This window comes from Sporosarcina sp. SAFN-015 (genome assembly GCF_051966875.1).
GTDB lineage: Bacteria > Bacillota > Bacilli > Bacillales_A > Planococcaceae > Sporosarcina.
Map to the genome: position 1 here is coordinate 374,759 of NZ_JBQCKP010000004.1, position 19,552 is coordinate 394,310.

17 protein-coding genes are annotated in these 19,552 nt (G+C 45.6%); 6 read left to right on the forward strand and 11 right to left on the reverse strand.

Annotation, left to right across the window (positions count from 1 at the left end; genetic code table 11):
- Positions 1–2: 2 nt before the first annotated feature.
- Together ACTHPA_RS09890 and ACTHPA_RS09895 are read right to left on the reverse strand one after the other, a co-directional pair.
- Positions 3–224 (reverse strand): hypothetical protein, encoded by a 222-nt coding sequence (locus tag ACTHPA_RS09890; RefSeq protein WP_440500031.1) that lies wholly within the window; start codon positions 222–224, stop codon positions 3–5.
- Positions 225–449: 225 nt separating this feature from the next.
- Entirely contained in the window at positions 450–1,187 is a 738-nt protein-coding gene (locus tag ACTHPA_RS09895) for a hypothetical protein (RefSeq protein ID WP_440500032.1), read from the reverse strand.
- 153 nt (positions 1,188–1,340) lie between these two features.
- Here ACTHPA_RS09895 and ACTHPA_RS09900 point away from each other — a divergent pair, with 153 nt between their 5' ends.
- The gene (locus ACTHPA_RS09900) at positions 1,341–1,763 is read left to right on the forward strand and encodes a general stress protein (protein ID WP_440500034.1); all 423 of its coding nucleotides are present in this window, start codon (positions 1,341–1,343) and stop codon (positions 1,761–1,763) included.
- A gap of 42 nt (positions 1,764–1,805) precedes the next feature.
- Here ACTHPA_RS09900 and ACTHPA_RS09905 read toward each other — a convergent pair whose 3' ends face one another.
- Together ACTHPA_RS09905 and ACTHPA_RS09910 are read right to left on the reverse strand one after the other, a co-directional pair.
- Positions 1,806–2,543 (reverse strand): hypothetical protein, encoded by a 738-nt coding sequence (locus tag ACTHPA_RS09905; RefSeq protein WP_440500035.1) that lies wholly within the window; start codon positions 2,541–2,543, stop codon positions 1,806–1,808.
- 29 nt (positions 2,544–2,572) lie between these two features.
- A complete protein-coding gene (locus ACTHPA_RS09910) occupies positions 2,573–6,403 on the reverse strand; it encodes an AAA domain-containing protein (protein WP_440500036.1) in 3,831 nt (1,276 codons plus the stop codon).
- A 422-nt stretch (positions 6,404–6,825) separates the two neighbouring features.
- Between ACTHPA_RS09910 and ACTHPA_RS09915 the strand changes: the two genes are divergently transcribed.
- The 3 genes from ACTHPA_RS09915 to ACTHPA_RS09925 all read left to right on the forward strand — a co-directional run bounded on the left by ACTHPA_RS09915 (position 6,826) and on the right by ACTHPA_RS09925 (position 9,687).
- Positions 6,826–7,752, forward strand: a complete 927-nt coding sequence (locus tag ACTHPA_RS09915; RefSeq protein ID WP_440500037.1) for a general stress protein — start codon at positions 6,826–6,828, stop codon at positions 7,750–7,752.
- 210 nt (positions 7,753–7,962) lie between these two features.
- On the forward strand, positions 7,963–8,943 hold the full coding sequence (locus ACTHPA_RS09920) for a thermonuclease family protein (protein WP_440500038.1): 981 nt from the start codon (positions 7,963–7,965) through the stop codon (positions 8,941–8,943).
- 36 nt (positions 8,944–8,979) lie between these two features.
- Positions 8,980–9,687, forward strand: a complete 708-nt coding sequence (locus ACTHPA_RS09925) for a YitT family protein (RefSeq protein ID WP_440500039.1) — start codon at positions 8,980–8,982, stop codon at positions 9,685–9,687.
- Between the two features lie 26 nt (positions 9,688–9,713).
- Here ACTHPA_RS09925 and ACTHPA_RS09930 read toward each other — a convergent pair whose 3' ends face one another.
- Entirely contained in the window at positions 9,714–10,256 is a 543-nt protein-coding gene (locus ACTHPA_RS09930) for a helix-turn-helix domain-containing protein (RefSeq protein ID WP_440500040.1), read from the reverse strand.
- A gap of 160 nt (positions 10,257–10,416) precedes the next feature.
- Here ACTHPA_RS09930 and ACTHPA_RS09935 point away from each other — a divergent pair, with 160 nt between their 5' ends.
- Complete coding sequence (locus ACTHPA_RS09935) at positions 10,417–11,694, forward strand: MFS transporter (RefSeq protein WP_440500041.1); 1,278 nt, start codon at positions 10,417–10,419, stop codon at positions 11,692–11,694.
- 21 nt (positions 11,695–11,715) lie between these two features.
- On the forward strand, positions 11,716–12,705 hold the full coding sequence (locus ACTHPA_RS09940; RefSeq protein ID WP_440500042.1) for an ornithine cyclodeaminase family protein: 990 nt from the start codon (positions 11,716–11,718) through the stop codon (positions 12,703–12,705).
- A gap of 262 nt (positions 12,706–12,967) precedes the next feature.
- Here the strand turns inward: ACTHPA_RS09940 and ACTHPA_RS09945 are convergent, their stop codons facing one another.
- The 6 genes from ACTHPA_RS09945 to ACTHPA_RS09970 all read right to left on the reverse strand — a co-directional run bounded on the left by ACTHPA_RS09945 (position 12,968) and on the right by ACTHPA_RS09970 (position 19,462).
- Positions 12,968–13,747 carry an SDR family NAD(P)-dependent oxidoreductase gene (locus ACTHPA_RS09945; RefSeq protein WP_440500043.1) on the reverse strand — a complete coding sequence of 260 codons (780 nt, stop codon included), beginning with the start codon at positions 13,745–13,747 and terminating at the stop codon, positions 12,968–12,970.
- A 97-nt stretch (positions 13,748–13,844) separates the two neighbouring features.
- Positions 13,845–15,371, reverse strand: coding sequence for a tripartite tricarboxylate transporter permease (locus ACTHPA_RS09950; protein WP_440500044.1), 1,527 nt, complete (start codon positions 15,369–15,371; stop codon positions 13,845–13,847).
- 18 nt (positions 15,372–15,389) lie between these two features.
- A complete protein-coding gene (locus ACTHPA_RS09955; RefSeq protein WP_440500045.1) occupies positions 15,390–15,839 on the reverse strand; it encodes a tripartite tricarboxylate transporter TctB family protein in 450 nt (149 codons plus the stop codon).
- Between the two features lie 174 nt (positions 15,840–16,013).
- Positions 16,014–17,030 carry a Bug family tripartite tricarboxylate transporter substrate binding protein gene (locus ACTHPA_RS09960; RefSeq protein ID WP_440500046.1) on the reverse strand — a complete coding sequence of 339 codons (1,017 nt, stop codon included), beginning with the start codon at positions 17,028–17,030 and terminating at the stop codon, positions 16,014–16,016.
- A gap of 143 nt (positions 17,031–17,173) precedes the next feature.
- Positions 17,174–17,860, reverse strand: coding sequence for a response regulator (locus tag ACTHPA_RS09965; protein ID WP_440500047.1), 687 nt, complete (start codon positions 17,858–17,860; stop codon positions 17,174–17,176).
- On the reverse strand, positions 17,861–19,462 hold the full coding sequence (locus ACTHPA_RS09970; protein WP_440500048.1) for an ATP-binding protein: 1,602 nt from the start codon (positions 19,460–19,462) through the stop codon (positions 17,861–17,863).
- Positions 19,463–19,552 lie beyond the last annotated feature (90 nt).

A 19,552-nucleotide genomic window follows, 5' to 3' on the forward strand; every position in this document is an offset into this window, starting at 1 on the left:
AATTAGAAGATTAGTAAAGATATCTTTCGACAATCGACGATGATTGTTGAGGTTCCAGTGCTAAAATAAGCAAGACTATCCAATTCGTCAAGATTGACAAAAGTAGACACAAAAATAGAAACATCATCGACCTGTATTTGTGATATCGCCGTGCTGCCTTTAGGCAATGTCGATAAATAGGCGCAAATATGATCGTTGTTGCTATTGCTAGTTAAGTTGCTCATAGCTTGTTCACCCCCCTCCTAGTAAAGAAACCCCATTTGACTTTCAAGGGGTCCTTATACTGTATTACTGCAATTTCATCTTATATAGGACGTCTGCTTGGTTGTCCTTGTTTTTTTCTTGATATTAAGGCAAATGGACATAGTTTCGCACAAAAAAAGTTCAATTTAAGGCGTTTTCCTTGTCGCCCAAATTGAACTTTTTTGTGAAATGAAAAGCAATAACCCTCACCAATGAATTGCATCCAGCTTATCGATTGCCACTGTTACAATGCCCGTCGCGGAAGAAAAATAGGCAATTCCTTTCTTTTCATCTACATTCAGCAAATGATCGACGTCGACCGTCAAGCCCTCGACTACGATTCGTTGCATTGGATATTTTGGAGGCAACGTGGAAAGCAATAAGCCAATGCTTTTCTTTGCGTGAAGGATTTTTTCGATAGACTTCTCCACTTCTTCCATTTCACGCTTCCGTTGTAAATCATGTGCTTCCAGTTTGTCGATCACCTTCTCCTGCAACTCGCCGATTTTTGCATGTTGACTGCTCATTCGATCAAGCATGTCCAGTACGTCATGCAAATCATCATATTGGTGGATTGTAAATTCACGCATCGACATCCGATGGTTTTGGAAACTTTTTCGCAAACGAAAAACGGCTTCCCCTTGTTTACCGAGTTCGTCTCGAATCGCGTCCTGCCTGTCGGATGCCGCTCTCAGCTTTTCATGTACTTCCCAAATCCTGTCCCGCAAATGGATATAACGGTTCCGATGGACATGTTGCTGGTGGGAAACGACATCCAACATTTTGCTGCAAAGCATTTCCAACCGCTCGATCGCCGCCAGCAGCTGCGCATTGACCCCGTTTTGCTCCTGTATGAACGCTACATACGGATTCCAGACGAACCGATCTTGATTCGCCGGAAAACCGCTCGGCTTCTCACTTTGATGCACTTTCGAAATTTCCAAATCCCTTGGCTCCTCTACCGAGTCTTTCTCCTATACTATGTCGCCCGGACCGCCTATTGTTCACGTTTTTAACGGAAGGCCGCAATCTTGGTTGTTTCCTTTTCACGAAACAAGGGTATTTTCCAAGACAAAGATGTTAGAGGAGGTACAATGATGAATAAAACGTTTATCGGGAGTTTTCCGAATCAAGAGCGATTAATGTCTAAAATAATGGAGCTGAAGCACGAAGGTGTGGAGGAACAAGATTTATATATTGGCATGAAGGACGATTTGGCGGTCGATGAGCTGCGGAGCCATGCGCTGCAGGAAGGCGAGGATTCCCCATATAATCTATTTAATCATTTCATAGGGTTTCTAGCTGGCGAACAAAATGTGCGCCGCCTCCTTAAAGAATCAGGTTTCACGAACGACGAAGCAAAACGGTATTTTGACGCTGTCCAGGAAGGTGCTTTGCTGCTCTACATGAATGGAAAGTTGAAAAAAGAACATAGTGCAGAGCCAATTGCAGTTGAACGGCAATATGACGGATACAAACCGATTCCGTTGGATGAAGTCGAGGCGAGTTCTGATAGTTGACAAACAATACCCATGGAACTCGATAGATTCCATGGGTGTTGTTTATAGATAGGTTTCTCGCCATTCCGAAAGCTCTTGCTCCATAATCTGCTTTTCAAGCGTTTCGTCCCACTCGCCCGTCACCGTGTTCCACACGCGCACATACAGTCGGTCATCTACGGTTTGATGGAGTCGAAATTCGATACAGGAAGCTGACTTTCGTTCCAGCTCTTTGACTGCCGTTATTGCTTCGACAACAAGCTGCACGTTGCCGTCCGTGTAAGCGACTTCCAATTGATCGAGTGCATTCCGCCACTCATCATCACTGAAATCCTTCAACTTCCGGAGTTCCGCAGCATGCCGATACATTTCCCCTTCGTCATCTGTCGGCTCCCCTTGCAAAAACAGATGATGCGACGGGCTATAATAAACCGTCGACTCCTCCTTCTCAGGCGGCTGAATGTAAATGCCTGATTCAAGCTGCTGCTTTCCTGTTTCCGTCAACGTAAAGGCGCCGGCGCTCTTTGTAATCATGCCGGCCCGGTTCATCCGATCGATTACATCCTGAATGAATAGCGGTTCGACGACGAGCATGTCACTTAATTCATCAACCGACTCGAACTGCGAAGTGCGGAAAGCGACTAACAACATCTTCATCAAAATATCCATTTTCGTACGCTTCACTGTTTCATACTCGACGTCAATCACCTGAATCGGCAATGACCACTTCACCGTTTCAAGCAATTTCACATTCAGGTCCCTCAGCAATTCATCGCGCAGCCGTTTTTCCAATGCGTCCATTCATCCACCCCATTCAACGTTCATGAAGTTCAATCAGTCATTGTAATGGCGGGCTCCTTGAATCCGCCTTGCAATTTCACCTGTTCCACGAGCCTTGTATACATCGCTTTTGTCGCCGATTTTTTGGGCCGGTTCATGAACATTTCCGAGCTGCCGACGATAATCAGCAGTTCCTTTGCGCGCGACAACGCGACATTCAAACGACGGTAGTCTTCAGCGAAGCCGATTGTTCCACTTGGCTGCTGGTGGTTCCGTACGAAGCTTAAAACGATGATATCCATTTCCATCCCTTGAAATTTATCAACGGATCCCGTCCGGCAATGCAAATGTTTCGGCATGATTTCCTGTTCGATAAGCCGATCGATCCTCTTCACTTGCTCGCCGTAGAAGCTAATGACGCCGACGCTTTTCTTCTCATCCGGGTGCATCCTGCCTTCCCGTTTTGCAAGGTCGGTCGCCTCTTCGATATCCAGCAGCAACTCACGGACTTTTTCCAATTCCGCCTCATTGAAAAGACTCGTTCCACCTTTCACTTGCGCTTCGAAAAATGCAGGCTCATTCGGCATGTCAAACCACAGTAAATGATCATTTCGCTTAATATACTTAGACGTCAGCAAATGATCCCGTGCCGCATCCGAATCGGACAGACCGCACTGCAGACGGTATTCACCGTCCACATAAAATGGCGCAATCGTCTCCATAATTTCCTCATGCATCCGATATTGAATGCCGAGCATCGTTTTATTCTGTTTCGGCAATGTCCTAAATAGCCTCTCGAACAGCGATTCTTTTAGCATGCCGCGCAGTTCATCCTTTTCCGCTTCGTCCTTGATTTCCTCAATGAACTCCTCCATCGTCTCTCGTCCGACGAGCGGCGGCAGCTGATGATGATCCCCGACGAGAACGATCTTCTTCCCTTTGAGCATCGGCAACAGCAGCTCGGGCGGCGTCGCTTTCGACACTTCATCGATAATGACGACGTCGAATTCTGGGTAATCCTCCATGAAATCACGTCGCGCGGAAGCAACACAAGTCGTCCCGATAACATTCGCATGCTTTACGTACAGCTTGCGGATTTCATCCAAATCAAACTCCCCTGCCCCTGCAAGCATCTCGCTCCACTCGTCTTGCAACATCCGTGCGACCGGCATCCGTTCAAGCTCCCGCTGCAATTCAGCGGCTTTTGCGGAATTCTCATCGATTTCTTCGATTACTTCCTTCTTCCGCTTTTCCGGTTTAGAGTCGATAATTTCCTGCAATGCGCGAATTTGTTCTTTACATCTTTTCATCTGCCCTTCCGACTCAGCTTTATCGTTCTGCAAGGCTGCAGTCTCTTCCTGTAAAGCCGCAAGCTGTTCGGAAAACTGACTTGATTCGATCGTATTCTTTTCAATCCCCTGCTCGATCCGTCGTAATAGCACCTTCCGCTCTTCAAAATCGGCAATTGTCTTTTCAAAATGACCAATCGACTTCTCAACGTCTTGTCGGTTCGTATGCTCGTCAACATGCACGGCGAGTGCAGAACATTCTTCCTTCAATTGAAGGAGCTGTTCTTTATGTTCTTCGATAGCCCGTTCAGCGGCCATAACCTCAGCTTCAACTTCACGGACTTGAGCATTCATTTCGTCCATAATCTCATTTTTCAAAGCAGTGAATCTGCCCGTTGCTTCTCTGTCAGATGACGCCTTGATCGTCGCAGAGATTTTCCGCACATCGTCTGCCTTGCCGTATAAATAGGCAAGATTATCGGCAAGTCGATGCAAAAGAGCCGCTTTTTCAGCATTTGCTGGAGCTGCCAATAATTGCTTTGTCTGAGGCTTCACGAAGAAACGGCCTATTTGATCAAGCATGTCATGCATTTCTTCAGCCGTTTTGTATCTTTCATCTTGCTTGCTGCGAACTTGTTCGACTGGATAATGATGCTTTTTAAGCAACCCTTCCGCATGCGTAATGCCATTCGTCAGCCGCTCCGCCACTTCCTTCCATTCGAGAAGCGCATACGGATAGACACCGTTTTGGATATCCACGCGCAAACGGCGAAGAGTATTTATTTCAAGACTTGTAGGCAAAGAAGGTTCCATGTTGTGCGCTTTGAAGAGTGCTTCCAGTTCTTGCAGCTTGCGGACATCAGGAAGTTCTTCGATGAATCGCGGCATGGAGCCCACCTTCGATCTGTGCATCGCAGATTCTTCCGTCAGCCTACGGACAGCAATTTCCGCGTACTCAATCGCTTCAGCCGCCTGAAAATAACGAAGTTTTTTACGGAAATCACCTAATTCCAGTTCTGCCTCAGTCATTTCTTCATGCATTTCCGGACTGATTGCAGCGGCTTCCTTTTCTTCATACAGCCGATCTTTTTCAATCGTCAGCGTTGCCAGCGAATCGCTTACTTCTTCCATTAGCCGTTCGATTGAATTATGCTTCTCTTCAAGTTCGGCCTGCAGACGCTGTAATGAGTTCACCTGTTCATGGACGTCCTTACTTTCCTTCTCTGCCGCGTGCTTTTCAGCTATCCTCCGCTCCGTTTCTTCCCGCTCTGCGTACAGACGCTGTTTTTCTTCCACAAGACGTCCAATTTCATTAGTGATTTCTTGTTCCCGTTCTGCACGCTTCTCCCGCTGTTCATTGACCGTAGCCAATGTTTCGTCCCGCCAGTAAGAAGCGACATTTTCCTCGATGAACCGCTTTCCTTCCTCTTCAATGCTTTCTGTCCGTCCATAGCGCAAAATCCGGATACCCGGATCGGATAGCAGCCTGCCGAGCGCATTGTCCACCGCCAAATTCGATTGCGAGGCGACGAGCGTCCGTTGCCCAGCCTTCATAAGCTGGTGGCATAGCTCTGAAATAACCGTCGTTTTCCCTGTTCCGGGAGGACCTTGTATGACGTACAAATCATGCGCGGACATCGCGCCAGTGACCGCTTCACGCTGGAACTCATTTAACGGGTGGTGGAAATCGAGCTCTATCCGCTTATTCGTAATTTGGACGACTGGCCGTTCCTCGAACAGCACTTTCTCCAGATTAGCATTCGCCGCAAAGCCATCCTGAAGATCCTTGAATCCCTTTCGTAGCCTTCGAATTTGGCTTAATTCGGCAAAATTACTAAAAACAATCTCTCGCATACCATTTGGCAATAAAGACCCGCGACGAGCATTCGCTTGATGTTTCCGACTTAACTCGATTTTAACCGACCGCTTTCCCCGATTTACGTCAACGACCGTTCCGAGATCATCGCTTGAGCCTTTCAACTTGGCACTGAAACCGGTAATCGAGCCCCAATCTTTCGCTTCTAACCCGCTGCATATGATCGTCAGCTGACTGAATGATTCATTGACGACTGGTTGTGAAAAATGGGCAGTCACATCCGCAACGTCCGCATTTTTTTCCTCAATCCGCAAATATCCTTCCCAGCTCTTAATCCGTTTTTCCACGTATGCCGAACGCTCTTGCGCGATCGGCAGCTCCCGAAGGCTCGTATATAGCTGGATCGGCATTGGACTGCCGGTACGCCGGTTGACTGCGAATGCCAAACGGACGCCAAGTCGGCGATTCGTCCGTACAGGCTCTTTACGCCCTTTCACTCTGAAGCTCGTCGCGAGGAAACCTTCGTTTTTATAGACGCATTCCATGACAGCGACCCGTTCGTTCAAGTGATCGGCGAGCTGCGAATTTTCTTGCGGGCCGAAGTAGAAGGAGAATGTCATGTTGTCTTGTTTTGCGGGAAGTTTTTCAATGTAGACGGTGAAGCTGTCCTGCATCGAAAAGAGCTCATTTTCATCAATTGCCCAATTTCCGATTTCCTTGCGCGCCCGATGTGTCATATCGAGCCGGCAGCTCATCACTTCGCTCTTCTTCATCATGACATCCTCCTTTCCGTTCCTTAAATCAATTTCGCCTTGGCGTAATTGCGTCGAGATTTTGAATTGCGCTTGAGGCCAACAGGATGTTGGTCATGCAACCGTTGCCGCAGGACGCGGCGAACTTAGGTTGCCTTCCTTAACACCCTACAAAATCCCTGACATCCGCCGGAGGCTTTATTTTGATTCAGCAGGAGTCTGGTTCCAATAGGAACAAAATAAATTATACTCATCCCACACCAATAAAAGAGGGATTTCCGCTGAATCAAAATAAAACCATACGTTCTATCATACAACAAAATCGGGTCCGACTTCATTAAAAATCGGGAAGTGGAACTTGTTGCAATCGTTTCCCATTTTGAAGATTCGGGTATTGCATAAGTAGGTTGTTCCTGTTTTCCAAACGATATAAGGAGTGAGTACTGATGAATAAAAAAACCTTCGTTGGGATGTACGATACAGATGAGGCGCTGCTTGCCGCCATTGAGGAGTTGGATGAAAAAGGGATTGATCCGGAAAATATGTATGTCATTTCGAGGAACGAGGAAGATGTCGAGTTGCTCAGGCGCCGAACGTCCGAGGATATCCAATCTGTCCCTTCGAATTGGCTCGATCGGTTTATCGGCTATATTTCAGGAGAGAATCATGTGCGTAGCATGCTCGTCGAAGTCGGTTTTGATGAAGCGGATTTAAGACGATATGAGGCGGAGATCAAGCAAGGAAAACGGCTGCTGTATGTGGAAGGTGAACCGGAAAAGTCTGCATATGAAATTAACGAGGAGCGGCAAAAGGCGGAAACGAACCCGTTCAATCATCCCGTTTCGGAAGCTGAACGTTTGAATAGGGAGGATGATTCGCCAGTCGGCATCGGTGAGGATGGCTTGCCCAAAAACGAGTATCGGGATAGCGTGTTGACGGATGGATATGAGGGCAACTCCCCAGCAGCACGTGAAAACTTGCTTTTCGGCAGGGCCGGCGCAGAAGCTTTATATGATAGATCAGAATATGAACCGAAACCGGCCAATCTTTCTTCTCCTTCGCAAATCCGCGGCACACCTTCCAAGGAACGTGCTTCCCGTCGAAGCAGGGAGTTAGATGAAGTCGAACAACAACGCCATGACGTCTTTCCCGATCCACACAATTTTATGGATAGCCAGATGGATCGCCAAGACGCAATTGCAGAGACGACGGATTTCGATGATACTTCAGACGGCCTCAATCCGATGATGGACATTTATTCAGAGGATGTCGGCAGACGACAGAAGCAAATCGTCATTGACTTGCGGAATATCAATAAAATGGAGGCCGATGCCGAAACATGGCTGCGGCCAAAAAATTGGAATCGTGATTAATTTTGAAATCGACCATGCACTTTTACAACGGGTGTATGGTCTTTTTTGTGTCATCATAAACTGGCGAAATGCGCTCATAATCGGTAATGCTTTTTCTTTAATCTTTCTATCATCCTCTTCTATAAACTTTTCTGCTATAATACTAGAGTGATTTTAGTAATGGTTTATTCGAAACTAAGTTATAAAAAAATAACAAATAACAAATGACTAATGGGGACTTTGTGTCTTCAAGTTGTGGAGGATGGAAATTTGAAAGGCTTGTTACAAATATTTATCGGTTTATTACTCGTTGGAATACTTGTTCTCGGGGGATGCGTAGCGCCAAATGACGATGAAGAGCTGAATGAAAAAGCTTCTACTGAGCAAGTTGAAAAAGAAACGTCTGAAGAGAAAGCACCTAAGGAAGACAGTTCAATATCGGAAAAAGAAGACACTGCGGAGAATACTCCTGCGGCCATTGTAAAGAAACCAGCATCCACTGTAAAACCGGCTCCGGCGAAGAAAACCGAAACGTCCGGTACGACGGCGCAAGTTCCTGTCAAGTTGGTGAAGACGATCGATGGCGATACGATCAAAGTATTGTATAACGGTCAGGAGATTAACGTTCGCTATTTATTGATTGATACGCCTGAAACGAATCATCCGCGCCTCGGCAAGCAGCCTTTCGGCGAAGAGGCGAAAGAGCGAAATCGGCAATTGGTCAATAGCGGAGCGCTCACTCTCGAATTTGATATCGGTGAACGAATTGATAAGTACGATCGATTGCTCGCTTACGTTTACGTCGATGGGAAAAGCGTTCAAAAGACATTGCTTGCGGAAGGGTTAGCACGCGTTGCATACGTGTACCCGCCAAATACCCGTCATTTGACGCCTTTCGAGGAAGCACAGAAAGCGGCGAAGAAAAAAGGGCTAGGCATCTGGTCGATCGAAGATTATGCGACCGATTCAGGATTCGATAGTGATGTGGTTCCTGCCAAAAATTCCGGCAAAACGACAACTACATCTAACGCGCCGAATTCAACCGTTAGCAAACCTGCATCGACACCGAGCACGAATGTTGCATCCAGTCAGGAATGGTTCCAAAACTGTACGGAGCTGCGAAAGAAATATCCGAGCGGTGTTCCCGAAGGCCATGCAGCCTACCAGGCTAAAATGGACCGCGACAAAGACGGATATGCGTGTGAAAAATAATGAATGAATGACTACTAGCCGATTACATCCATTTGGATGCAATCGGCTTTTTCATGGATTCGAATCAAGATTTGCAATGTCCAAGCATATACATCTAAAAAACATGAAATAGGCGGGGTCCTTATTTTCGTTCAAAGAGCTATTATCATTTTAATTGGCAGCTTATTAGTCGGGATCGGTGTGAATGTATTTCTTGTTCCTTTTGAATTATTGGACGGTGGTGCTCTTGGCATTAGTTTAATTTTTCATTATGTGAGTGATGTAAAAGTAGGCATGGCATTACTGTTAGTGAACATACCCATCTTTATTGGTGCTTGGTTTTTTTATCGTTCATTTTTTTATAATGGAATCCACGGTTTGCTATTTTCTTCATTAATGATAGATTTTCTGTACCCGATCCATATTTTCGGAAAGAGCGTATTAACTATCCCTCTTGTAAGCGCTGCACTTGGAGGTATTTTTATTGGAGCAGGCGTCGGGATGATGCTTCGCAACGAAATTAGTGTAGGCGGAACTGATTTACTCGCTCAAATGTTTGCAAGACGCATGAAATTAAACCCTGGATATGTCATTTTCTCATTTGATATTCTGATCGTTACGATTGGAAGCATTCTCATATCTTCAACACAACTATTCGTTTCGTATACGACCGTGTTCTTTGTAGGCGTGACAATTAGTCTACTCGTATCTACACCGAATAAACACACTATTGCATTCGACAAAGCAAGTGACAGATATGCATGAAGCCGGATTGCGTCTCTTCCGGCTTCTCATTTATTTTTTATTTCCGATGATACACAGAGGATTTTTACATCACTTTCCGTGTAGTTATACCAATAATGCGGACAGGTGGAGTCGAGCATGAGCGATTCTGTCGGACCTAATTCGTAAAGCGCGTCTTCGATACGGACGGTTAGAGTCCCCTCGATTACATACAGAAATTCTTGTCCCCTATGCGTAATAAGATTGCCTTCGGTCTGCCCCGGCTTCAAAACGACTAATAGTGGTGCAAAATCACGGTCGGTTACCATCGTCCCTAAATCTTTGTAATAAATGTGATGGGCATCCATCCGTTGATCGATAATGAGCGATTGACGGCTATCCGTTTCTTCTTCCTCGAAAAAATAGCTTGGGTTCACACCGAATGCAATTGAGATCTTTTTCAGTGACTCCAACGTCGCAGATGATTTCCCTCTTTCCAGCTGGGAAAGGAAGCTGATTGAAAAGCCTGTTCGATCAGCAAGCATTTTCAGTGTCATGCCACGCTCTTTTCTTATTTTTTTAATTTTTATTCCTAAATGATTTGCAGACATTTGCATTCTCCTAAAAATCCTATTGACAGAATATTATTGTGAATCTATGATGGACATACATGTAATTGAAGTGACACTTCAATATTTCAGTGAAGCGCTTTCATTTTTTTTAGCGTTCAATTGAAGTAATGCTTCAATTATAGCAAAGGGGGAAGAAAATGTGGAGAAAAAACAGTTAAACAGGGTGTTGGTTGCAAGCCTCGTCGGAAGTTCGATTGAGTGGTTTGATTACTTCCTATACGGAACAGTCGCTGCGCTCGTTTTCAATCAGCTCTTCTTTGTCAATGAAGACCCGACAATTGGTCTATTATTGGCGTATGCATCATTTGCGCTCGCCTTTTTCATACGGCCATTCGGTGGTATCATTTTCAGTCATATCGGCGACCGGATTGGAAGGAAGAAAACGCTCGTTTTGACATTAAGTCTAATGGGGATCGCTACATTCGGAATGGGATTATTGCCTACTTATCAGGCGATCGGCATTTGGGCGCCTATTTTGTTAATTACGCTTAGACTTATTCAAGGTTTAGGAATCGGCGGCGAATGGGGTGGAGCACTTTTACTCGCAGTCGAATATGCACCTCCTGAAAAAAGAGGCCTTTTCGGATCTGTCCCACAAATGGGCGTTACAATCGGAATGGTTCTTGGAACATTTGCATTGTCGATCATGACAATGCTGCCAGAAGGTTCGTTCATGACATGGGGCTGGCGTGTTCCGTTCATCTTAAGTGCTTTGCTCGTCCTATTCGGATTATGGATTCGTAAAGGAATCGATGAAACACCTTCATTCAAGGAAGTCCAAGAGCGTGGAGAAATCCCAAAAATCCCTCTCGTCACAACATTTAAAACGCATTGGCGTGAAGTGTTGATTGCAATCGGGGCGAAAGTTGTCGAGACGGCACCATTCTACATATTTGGTACGTTCATTGTTTCCTATGCGACAAGCTATCTCGGCTATTCGAGGACTGCGACGTTGAATGCCGTCATGATCGCTACAATTATCACGACGATTTTGATTCCGATCATGGGAAGACTTTCAGATAAAGTCGGACGCAAACCACTTTATGTATGGGGCGCGGTTGGAATGATCCTTTATGCATTCCCATATTTTTGGTTGATCAAACAAGGATCTGTCACATTGCTCGTTATTGCGACAATCATCGGACTCGGCATCATTTGGGCACCAATTACTGCAGTGCTCGGCACAATGTTCTCTGAAATTTTCTCGGCGGAAGTCCGCTATACAGGTATTTCGCTTGGCTATCAAATTGGAGCTGCCCTTGCTGGAGGGACTGCACCACTTGTCGCTACTGCACTGCTTGCTGAGTTCAACAATTCATATGTTCCGGTTGCGCTTTATATTATCTTCACCGCGGTCGTATCCCTTATCGCTATTTGGGCTGTGAAAGACCGAAAAAACGAAGCGCTCGATCAATAATAATATTGAAGGAGCGATTTCATGCTAATTATTAATGAAAAAGAGATTCAAACAGCGTACGGGATGAAAGAGGCACTATATGACGTCGAACAGATTCTGCGTGCAAAAGCGGATGACAAAATCGCCAATCCTCATCGAACCGTCATCGAATTCCCGCAGCATAACGCGTCTGTACTGTACATGCCAGGTGCGGATTTGGTAAATGAAACGGCTACAATCAAAACGGTGTCCATTTTCCCGGAAAATCCGGCTGCAGGAAAACCGACGACACAAGGAGTCATTCTCGTAACAGACGCGAAGAACGGTGAACATCTCGCGATGATGAACGCTTCGTATTTAACAAGGCTACGGACAGGAGCACTTAGCGGAATCGCAACCGACCGTCTTGCTCGAGAAGATGCGACTGTATTGACTGTCATTGGAACTGGTGCGATGGCATTTGAGCAAGTTCTCGGCGTTTTGGAAGTTAGACCGATTACAAAAATGCTGCTCGTCAACCCGACAACAGTTAAGGCAGAACGGTTCAAAGATAAGCTGCTCGCTTTCAGTATTGATGCAAAGATTCAAATTGAAATTATGGACAATGTTTCCGAAGCAGTCAAACAAGCGGATATCATATGCTGCAGCACCCGCTCGAATACGCCGGTATTTGACGGAAATGATGTGAAGCCTGGCACACATGTCAATGGCGTCGGCTCTTATTTGCCTCATATGCGTGAAATGGATTTTACGTTCATTCAACGCTGCGGCAAAATTGTTACCGACGACAAAGCAGGTGTCAAAGAGGAAGCCGGCGAATTGATTCACGCAAACGAGCAGCCTGGATGGTCGTTTGATGATTTGCATGGCGAACTGATGGATGTTGTGACTGGACAAACTTCAGGAAGAACCGACGATGAAGAAATTACGTTTTTCAAATCTGTCGGAGCTGCCTACTTTGATCTCGCTGTGGCACAGGGTGTATATCGGAAAGCGTTGGAAGCTGGGATCGGAATTGAAGTGGATATATAATACAACAGGAGAAGGAATTCAAATGAATTCCTTCTCCTGTTTTTATTGGACGCGAGATGACTCGCTTTGGACGCGGAACGACTCACTTTGGACGCGGGATGACTCACATTAGACGCGGAACGACTCACTTTGGACGCGGGACGACTCGCTTTGGACGCGAGATACCTCTCTTTGGTCGCGGGATGCTTCACTTTGGACGCGGGATGCCTCACTTTGGACGCGCGGAGGCTTGTTTTGGACGCGATTCAAACAAAGACGGATGTTATAAAACTCCTGCCATCCCTCCGTCAATATTGACTGATGTACCTGTGACATAAGAGGCGGCGTCTGACACAAGGAAGGTAATCACTTTAGCGGCTTCATCCGTATTTCCAATACGTCCTAATGGAATCTGACTTTGTTTGCTAGAAAACTCTTCCCATGATAGTTCCGGGTTCTGTTTTTTCCACTTCTTTTCAATCTGTTCGCTGCGAATCAAACCAATACACACCGTATTCACCCGGATATTGTCTGGACCAAGATCTTTACTCATTGCTTTCGTTAAAGCCATTCCTGCTGCCCTGCTGACCGAAGTTGGCAATGATGCCGCAGAAGGTGTCTTTCCTTTAACAGCTGTTACGTTGAGGATTGCACCCCCGCCAACTTGCCGCATATGTGGTATTGCATTTTGGGAACAACGGATAGCGCCGAATAGTTTCAAGTCAAGATCTTGCTGCCAAAGTTCCGTTCCTACTTCATCAAATGGATGGGCTTGAGAAGTCCCGGCGTTATTCACTAAAATATCTAAACGTCCATATTTTTCAACTGTAGCAGAAACAATTTTTTCACAATCCTCTTCTTTTGTAACATCCGCTTCCACAAAGAACACTTCTTTGCCTGTTTGTTCTAGAATATAGGCTGCCGCCTCTTCCAATCGATCTTTATTTCTTGCACAAATCGTTACCTCGGCGCCTTCTTTAACTAAATAGAGAGCTGTTTCTAATCCAATCCCTCGACTTGAACCCGTGATGAGAGCGACTTTTCCTTTTAACCCTAAATCCATGATAATCCCCTTTCCCGGAATAACAAAATAATTGACTATTTCCATTATACTTATCAAAAAACGGATTGCCCATTTCCCAGGCAATCCGTTTTATTTATTACCCTTCTTCTTCGACAATGACCGATTTGCCTTTCAACTTCAACAGTAACGGAATTAACAGCCATGCAGCAGCTGCAATGATGAAGACAAGCGACAACGGTTTCGTAACGAAAATACTAAAGTCGCCGTTAGAAATCGTCAGTGCACGACGCATATTGTTTTCAATCATCGGTCCTAGCACGAGTGCTAACACTAGTGGAGCGACCGGGTAATCGTTTTTCGTCAAGAAATAACCTAGTACACCGCATCCGAGCAGCAAATACAAATCAAAGGTCGTATATTGCACGGCATACACTCCGAAAAATGAAATGGCAACAATGATCGGCAATAAGTACTTCTTTGGAGTTTGAATAACTTTCGCGAATACACGGACGAGAGGCATATTCAACATTAGCAACATCAAGTTACCGATGAACATACTTGCAATAAGTCCCCATGCCACTTCAGGATGCTCATCAAAAAGGAGCGGACCAGGCTGGATATTGTACATGATAAGTGCGCCCATCAAAATTGCAGTCGTACCGGATCCCGGAATCCCTAATGTGAGCAACGGAATCATCGCACCGCCAGAAGCTGCATTATTAGCAGATTCCGGTCCAGCAACTCCTGCAATATTCCCTTTACCGAACGTTTCAGGTTTCTTGCTGAATTTCTTCTCTGTCATATAGGAGAAGAAAGAGGCAAGCGTCGCGCCTGCTCCAGGGAGGACACCAATGAAAAATCCGAGCAAGGAACCGCGGACAATCGGAACAGAGCTGTCTTTCATGTCTTGCTTCGTCGGAAGAATGCGGTTGATTTTTGCAATCGTTCCTCCTTCATTATCCCTTTCCAAAATCGTCTTGAACACTTCGCCGAGAGCAAATAGCCCGACGGCAATCGTTAAAAACTCTAATCCTGAATACAAAATAGGTTGGTTGTACGTAAAACGGGCGATTCCCGAAACAGCATCAATTCCGATTGTTCCTAGCATTAAACCAAAAACAGTCATCATTAAAGCTTTCGTCATCGATTTTCCAGCGAGACCGCTTACGGCCGCTAACCCTAACAGCATCAATGAAAAATATTCTGCAGGACCGAATTTGATAGCAACATTGGACAGCGGTTCTGCTAGCAAAACAAGGCCGATCAAGGAAACGATTCCCGCACAGAACGATCCAATCGCAGCAATCGCCAATGCCGCCCCTGCCCTGCCTTGCCTTGCCATCTGATAACCATCAAGCGTCGTGACGACAGACGATGATTCACCCGGCGTGTTCAAAAGAATCGAAGTGGTGGATCCCCCATACATCGCACCATAGTAAACACCCGCAAGCAAAATGATGGAACTCGCAGCCGCCGCACTTGTCGGCATCCCGGATGTAATCGTTGCAGTGACCGGAATAAGGAGTGCCACCCCACTCATTGGACCGATGCCGGGCAATACGCCGACAGCTGTTCCGATGACGACTCCGATGAATGCGAATAATAGATTATGCCATTGGAATGCCGTCGCGAAACCGTCGGCCAAAAATTGTAATGTGCTCATGTTGTGACTCCTCTCTTCTTAAAAACTAGGGAATCCGGGCAATGAGCCCCCAAGAAATTCCGCAAAGAAATAATAGACGCCAAATGAAAATACCGTAGCGATAATGAGACTCGGCACGATTCTGCCGCGCTCCATCGTCTGGAAAGCGATGAGTAGAAAAAGGAATGTTGAAATGACGTAACCAATCTTCTCTAATAAAAATGCATAGAGAGCAGCACTAACGAGAATAATGAGGAACTTTTTATACTGAAGCTTTTCCGAAGTCGTCGTTTCAGTCTTGTATTTGAATGTTTCATATAACAATCGTAAACTCAAAAGAATTAATATGATGCCAAGTCCTAACGGAAAGATTTTCGGTCCAACCGTCGACCCATACGCGCTGTTCGCAATCTTCATGCTTTCGATTACAAATAAAAGACCAATCAGTAAAAAAGCGATACTTGCATATCGATCGAATGTTTTACTCATAGTCTTTAACACCTCCCTATAAAAAAAGCGGATGGCGCCTGCATAGAGACGACAGGCATAAGGCAAAGATGTGGCGTGGCGCTTTTTGCCACAGAACAGCTTTGACTTATGACCCCGAGTCTCTGGCGCCAGAAGCTAGATTGAAAAGGCGGCCGTTCAAGCCGCCCATACGCCTTATTTTTGCATGCCAAGTGCTGTCAGAAGCTCCACAATAACTTTGTCTTGGTCTTCCAAGTACTTCGTGAAATCTTCAGAGCTACGGTATTCGCTTTCCCAGCCATTTCGCTCAAGCTCCGCTTTCCACTCATCCGTTTCAACCATTTCTTTCAGCTTTACAGACCAGTAATCGACAGCTGCATCGGACATTTCCTTCGGTCCGAAAAGTCCGCGCCAAATTGTGAACTCTGCGTCAATACCTTCTTCTTTAAATGTCGGCACTTCAGCTAATTCCCCGCCAAGACGCTCGGTTGAACTAACAGCAAGGACACGGACATCACCGGATTTCACATACTGCCCGATTGTCGATGCATCCGTTGCAATGACATCCGCATTGTTACCTAACAACGCCGCTACAGCTTCTCCACCACCATCATAAGATACATATTTAACAGTTTTCGGGTCGATGCCATATTCGAAAGCAGGCAAGATTCCAACTAAATGGTCCATAGAACCAGGGGCGGATCCGCCGGCAAATGTAACTGAAGTTGCATCACTCTTAATCGCTTCCAAAACATCCTTCAACGTTTGGAATTCCGAATCCGCTTTTACAACGATTGCGCCGTAATCACGCGTCAACTGCGCCAATGGCGTTGTATCTTTATAACCGTAAGGGCTGTTCCCTTCCGCTTTATTGTTATTGATGAGAAGTGGTGGAGATTTTACCAATAACGCGTAATCATTCTTTACTTCTTTCGTTGCAAACTCCGCCATGTAAACGGCGCCTCCGCCACCTGGCTTATTCTCAACTGTAATCGGTTTTTCGATCAATTTCGTGTCATTCATCGTTTTCGCAATGGCACGTGCTGTCAAATCCCATCCGCCGCCTGCTCCGGATGGTGCAACAATCGTGATATTATTTTTTGGATAATCCGAGGAGCTCCCCTTTGCCCCATCATTCTTTGAACATGCTGCAAGGCTGAACGCCAATACCCCAGTCAAAGCAACTGTCGTAAGTTTCTTCCACATAATCATGTATCCCCCTTTTGAATTAAAAAATGATGACAGCGCTTTCATACGCTATCATCAATTTATCAGAAGGTTGGTTGTTTTCAATGTTTACGGTCATAAGTTGAATAATGGGTGTAAACGTCATTTTGTTCATAATGTTCACACCGTTAGTGAATGAAATACCTTCTTTCAGGCCGTCCGACTGAACCGTAAATAAGTTCGGTATGTGCTTGTTTTTCTGAGACGAGATACTCCAAATAACGCCTGGCCGTTGAACGGCTGACACCGATATCTACACCGAGCGTTTCTGCAGTAATCCCACCTTCAATCTGTTTCATATGGCTGACGACTTTCTCTTTTGTTATCGGATCAATCCCTTTCGGCGGGAGGGAATCTAGGTTTTCAGCTGACGGTACATTTGTTTTATTCCATAAGAACTGGATGGAATCCTCCTTCATAACCCCAGCAGCTGCCAGCTTTTCATGTTTCGCTTTGTAGGAAAGAAGGCTTTCCTTGAAACGATCGAATGTGAGCGGCTTCAATATATAATCGGCTACCCCCCTGCGGTACGCTTTTTTTACAATATCGACTTCGGCTGCTGCCGTTATGAAGATGATATCTGTTTCAGGGCTATTTTCATGGATGAAGCCCATGATTTCCGTTCCGAGTGCATCAGGCAAATAAACATCGAGCAATACAAGATCGGGCGACAGTGCCTGCACCCAATCCTTTGCTTCCTCGCCAGTGTGAGCGGCTCCAACAACGGTGAAACCTTCAATTTTGTCGATGAATCGATGATGAATATCGGCAATCCGTTTATCATCTTCAATAATAAGAATTTCAATCGGTCTCATTTAATTCCCCCCTTTCGGAATAGAGATGATGAACAGCGCACCACCTAAATCTCCTTTTTCTACTGTAATGGAGCCGCCTAGATCTTCAACGTTTTCCGCGACTTTTAAAAGCCCATAGCCTCGGTCTTCCACATCTTTCGTCGACACTTTTTCACGGAATAAATCATCCAATACTTCATTTGCAATTCCTCTGCCTGAATCCTCCACTTCGAACAAAATCTCTCTTCCGTTATCCAAAATGAAAAGGCGGACCATCCGTTTCACCTCTGGATTCATTTCAACTGCTTCAAATGCATTCGTCACCAAATTCCCGATGATGGAGACAAAATGGGTCTTCTCCAAATGGGACGGCAACTCTTTCAGGAAGCTATCTTCATCGATTAGGAAACGGACTTTCAATTCCCGCGCACGATTGAAGAAGCCGATGACAATTCCGCCAAGGAAAGGATCCTGCAATCGCTTCGTGACAAACTGGATGAGAGATTGGTGCTCGGCTGTTTCGTCATGAATCAGGCTGAGTGCCTCGTCATAGGAATGTAATTGGATAAGCCCTGAAATCGTATAAAGAAAATTATTATATTCATGCGTCTGCGCACGAAGTGCTTCCGTATACCGTTTCACTTGCGATAATTCCATAGAGAGCTGGTCGATTTCCGATTGAAGGCGGAACGTCGATACTGCACCGATGATCCGGTCGTCCGCATGAATCGGGACACGGTTGACGATGACTTTCTTCCCGTGGATTTCCATCGGCCGATCGAGATGCCGCTCCCCCGTTTCAAGCACTTTCGGCAATAATGTGTTTGGGAGTATTTCTTGGATTGTCCGTCCGACCAGTTCTGTTTGACCCGGAATTGAAAGCGTGTCATAGGCAGCTGCATTCACTGTTGTAATAACTCCTTTCGCATCGACCATGATGATACCTTCACGCACAGATTCGATAAGTGCATTCCGTTCGGTGAATAAATTCGCGATTTCGACAGGTTCCAAATCAAATAGCTCTCTTTTAATATTACGTGCCAGGACACTTGAACCAATGATTCCGAGAATGATAGCGATAAGCACGATGTATGAAATATTATCAATATATTGAAAGAAAATGGAAGAAATATCTTCATTCAAATAACCGACAGAAACGACCCCGACAATATCGCCTTGTTCATTGAAGACAGGCGTTTTCCCTCGTAGTGCAGGACCAAGAGTCCCAGTCGCCTTTGAAACATAGGACTCCCCGAATTCAAGCGCGCGTTCGTTATCGTCACCGACCATTTTTTGGCCAATCCGCTCGACAACAGGGTGGGCATACCGGATGCCTTCACTATTTCCGATGACGACATATTCAGCTTCGGTTTGCAGTCGGACAGCTTCGGCGATCGGTTGCAGCAACTTAGATGGATCGTCCTCTTCGAATGCCGCAATGACATCCGGCCGAGCCGCCGTCGTTTTGGCGATACTTAGCGCGCGGACTCCAATCTGTTTCTCAATCCCGTTCGACATCGTAAAGTAGAACGAAATGCCGATAATGATCGCTATGAGGGAAACGAACAAGGCTCCATATGAAAATATGCGTGATTGCAAGGACATCGGTTTCATGCGACTCATCTCTCTATCTTAAAGTAGTTAGTTCCTGCCAAAAACTATTTCTTTCTATGTTACACTATTGGCAATAATGAAGGAATAGACTTAATGAGG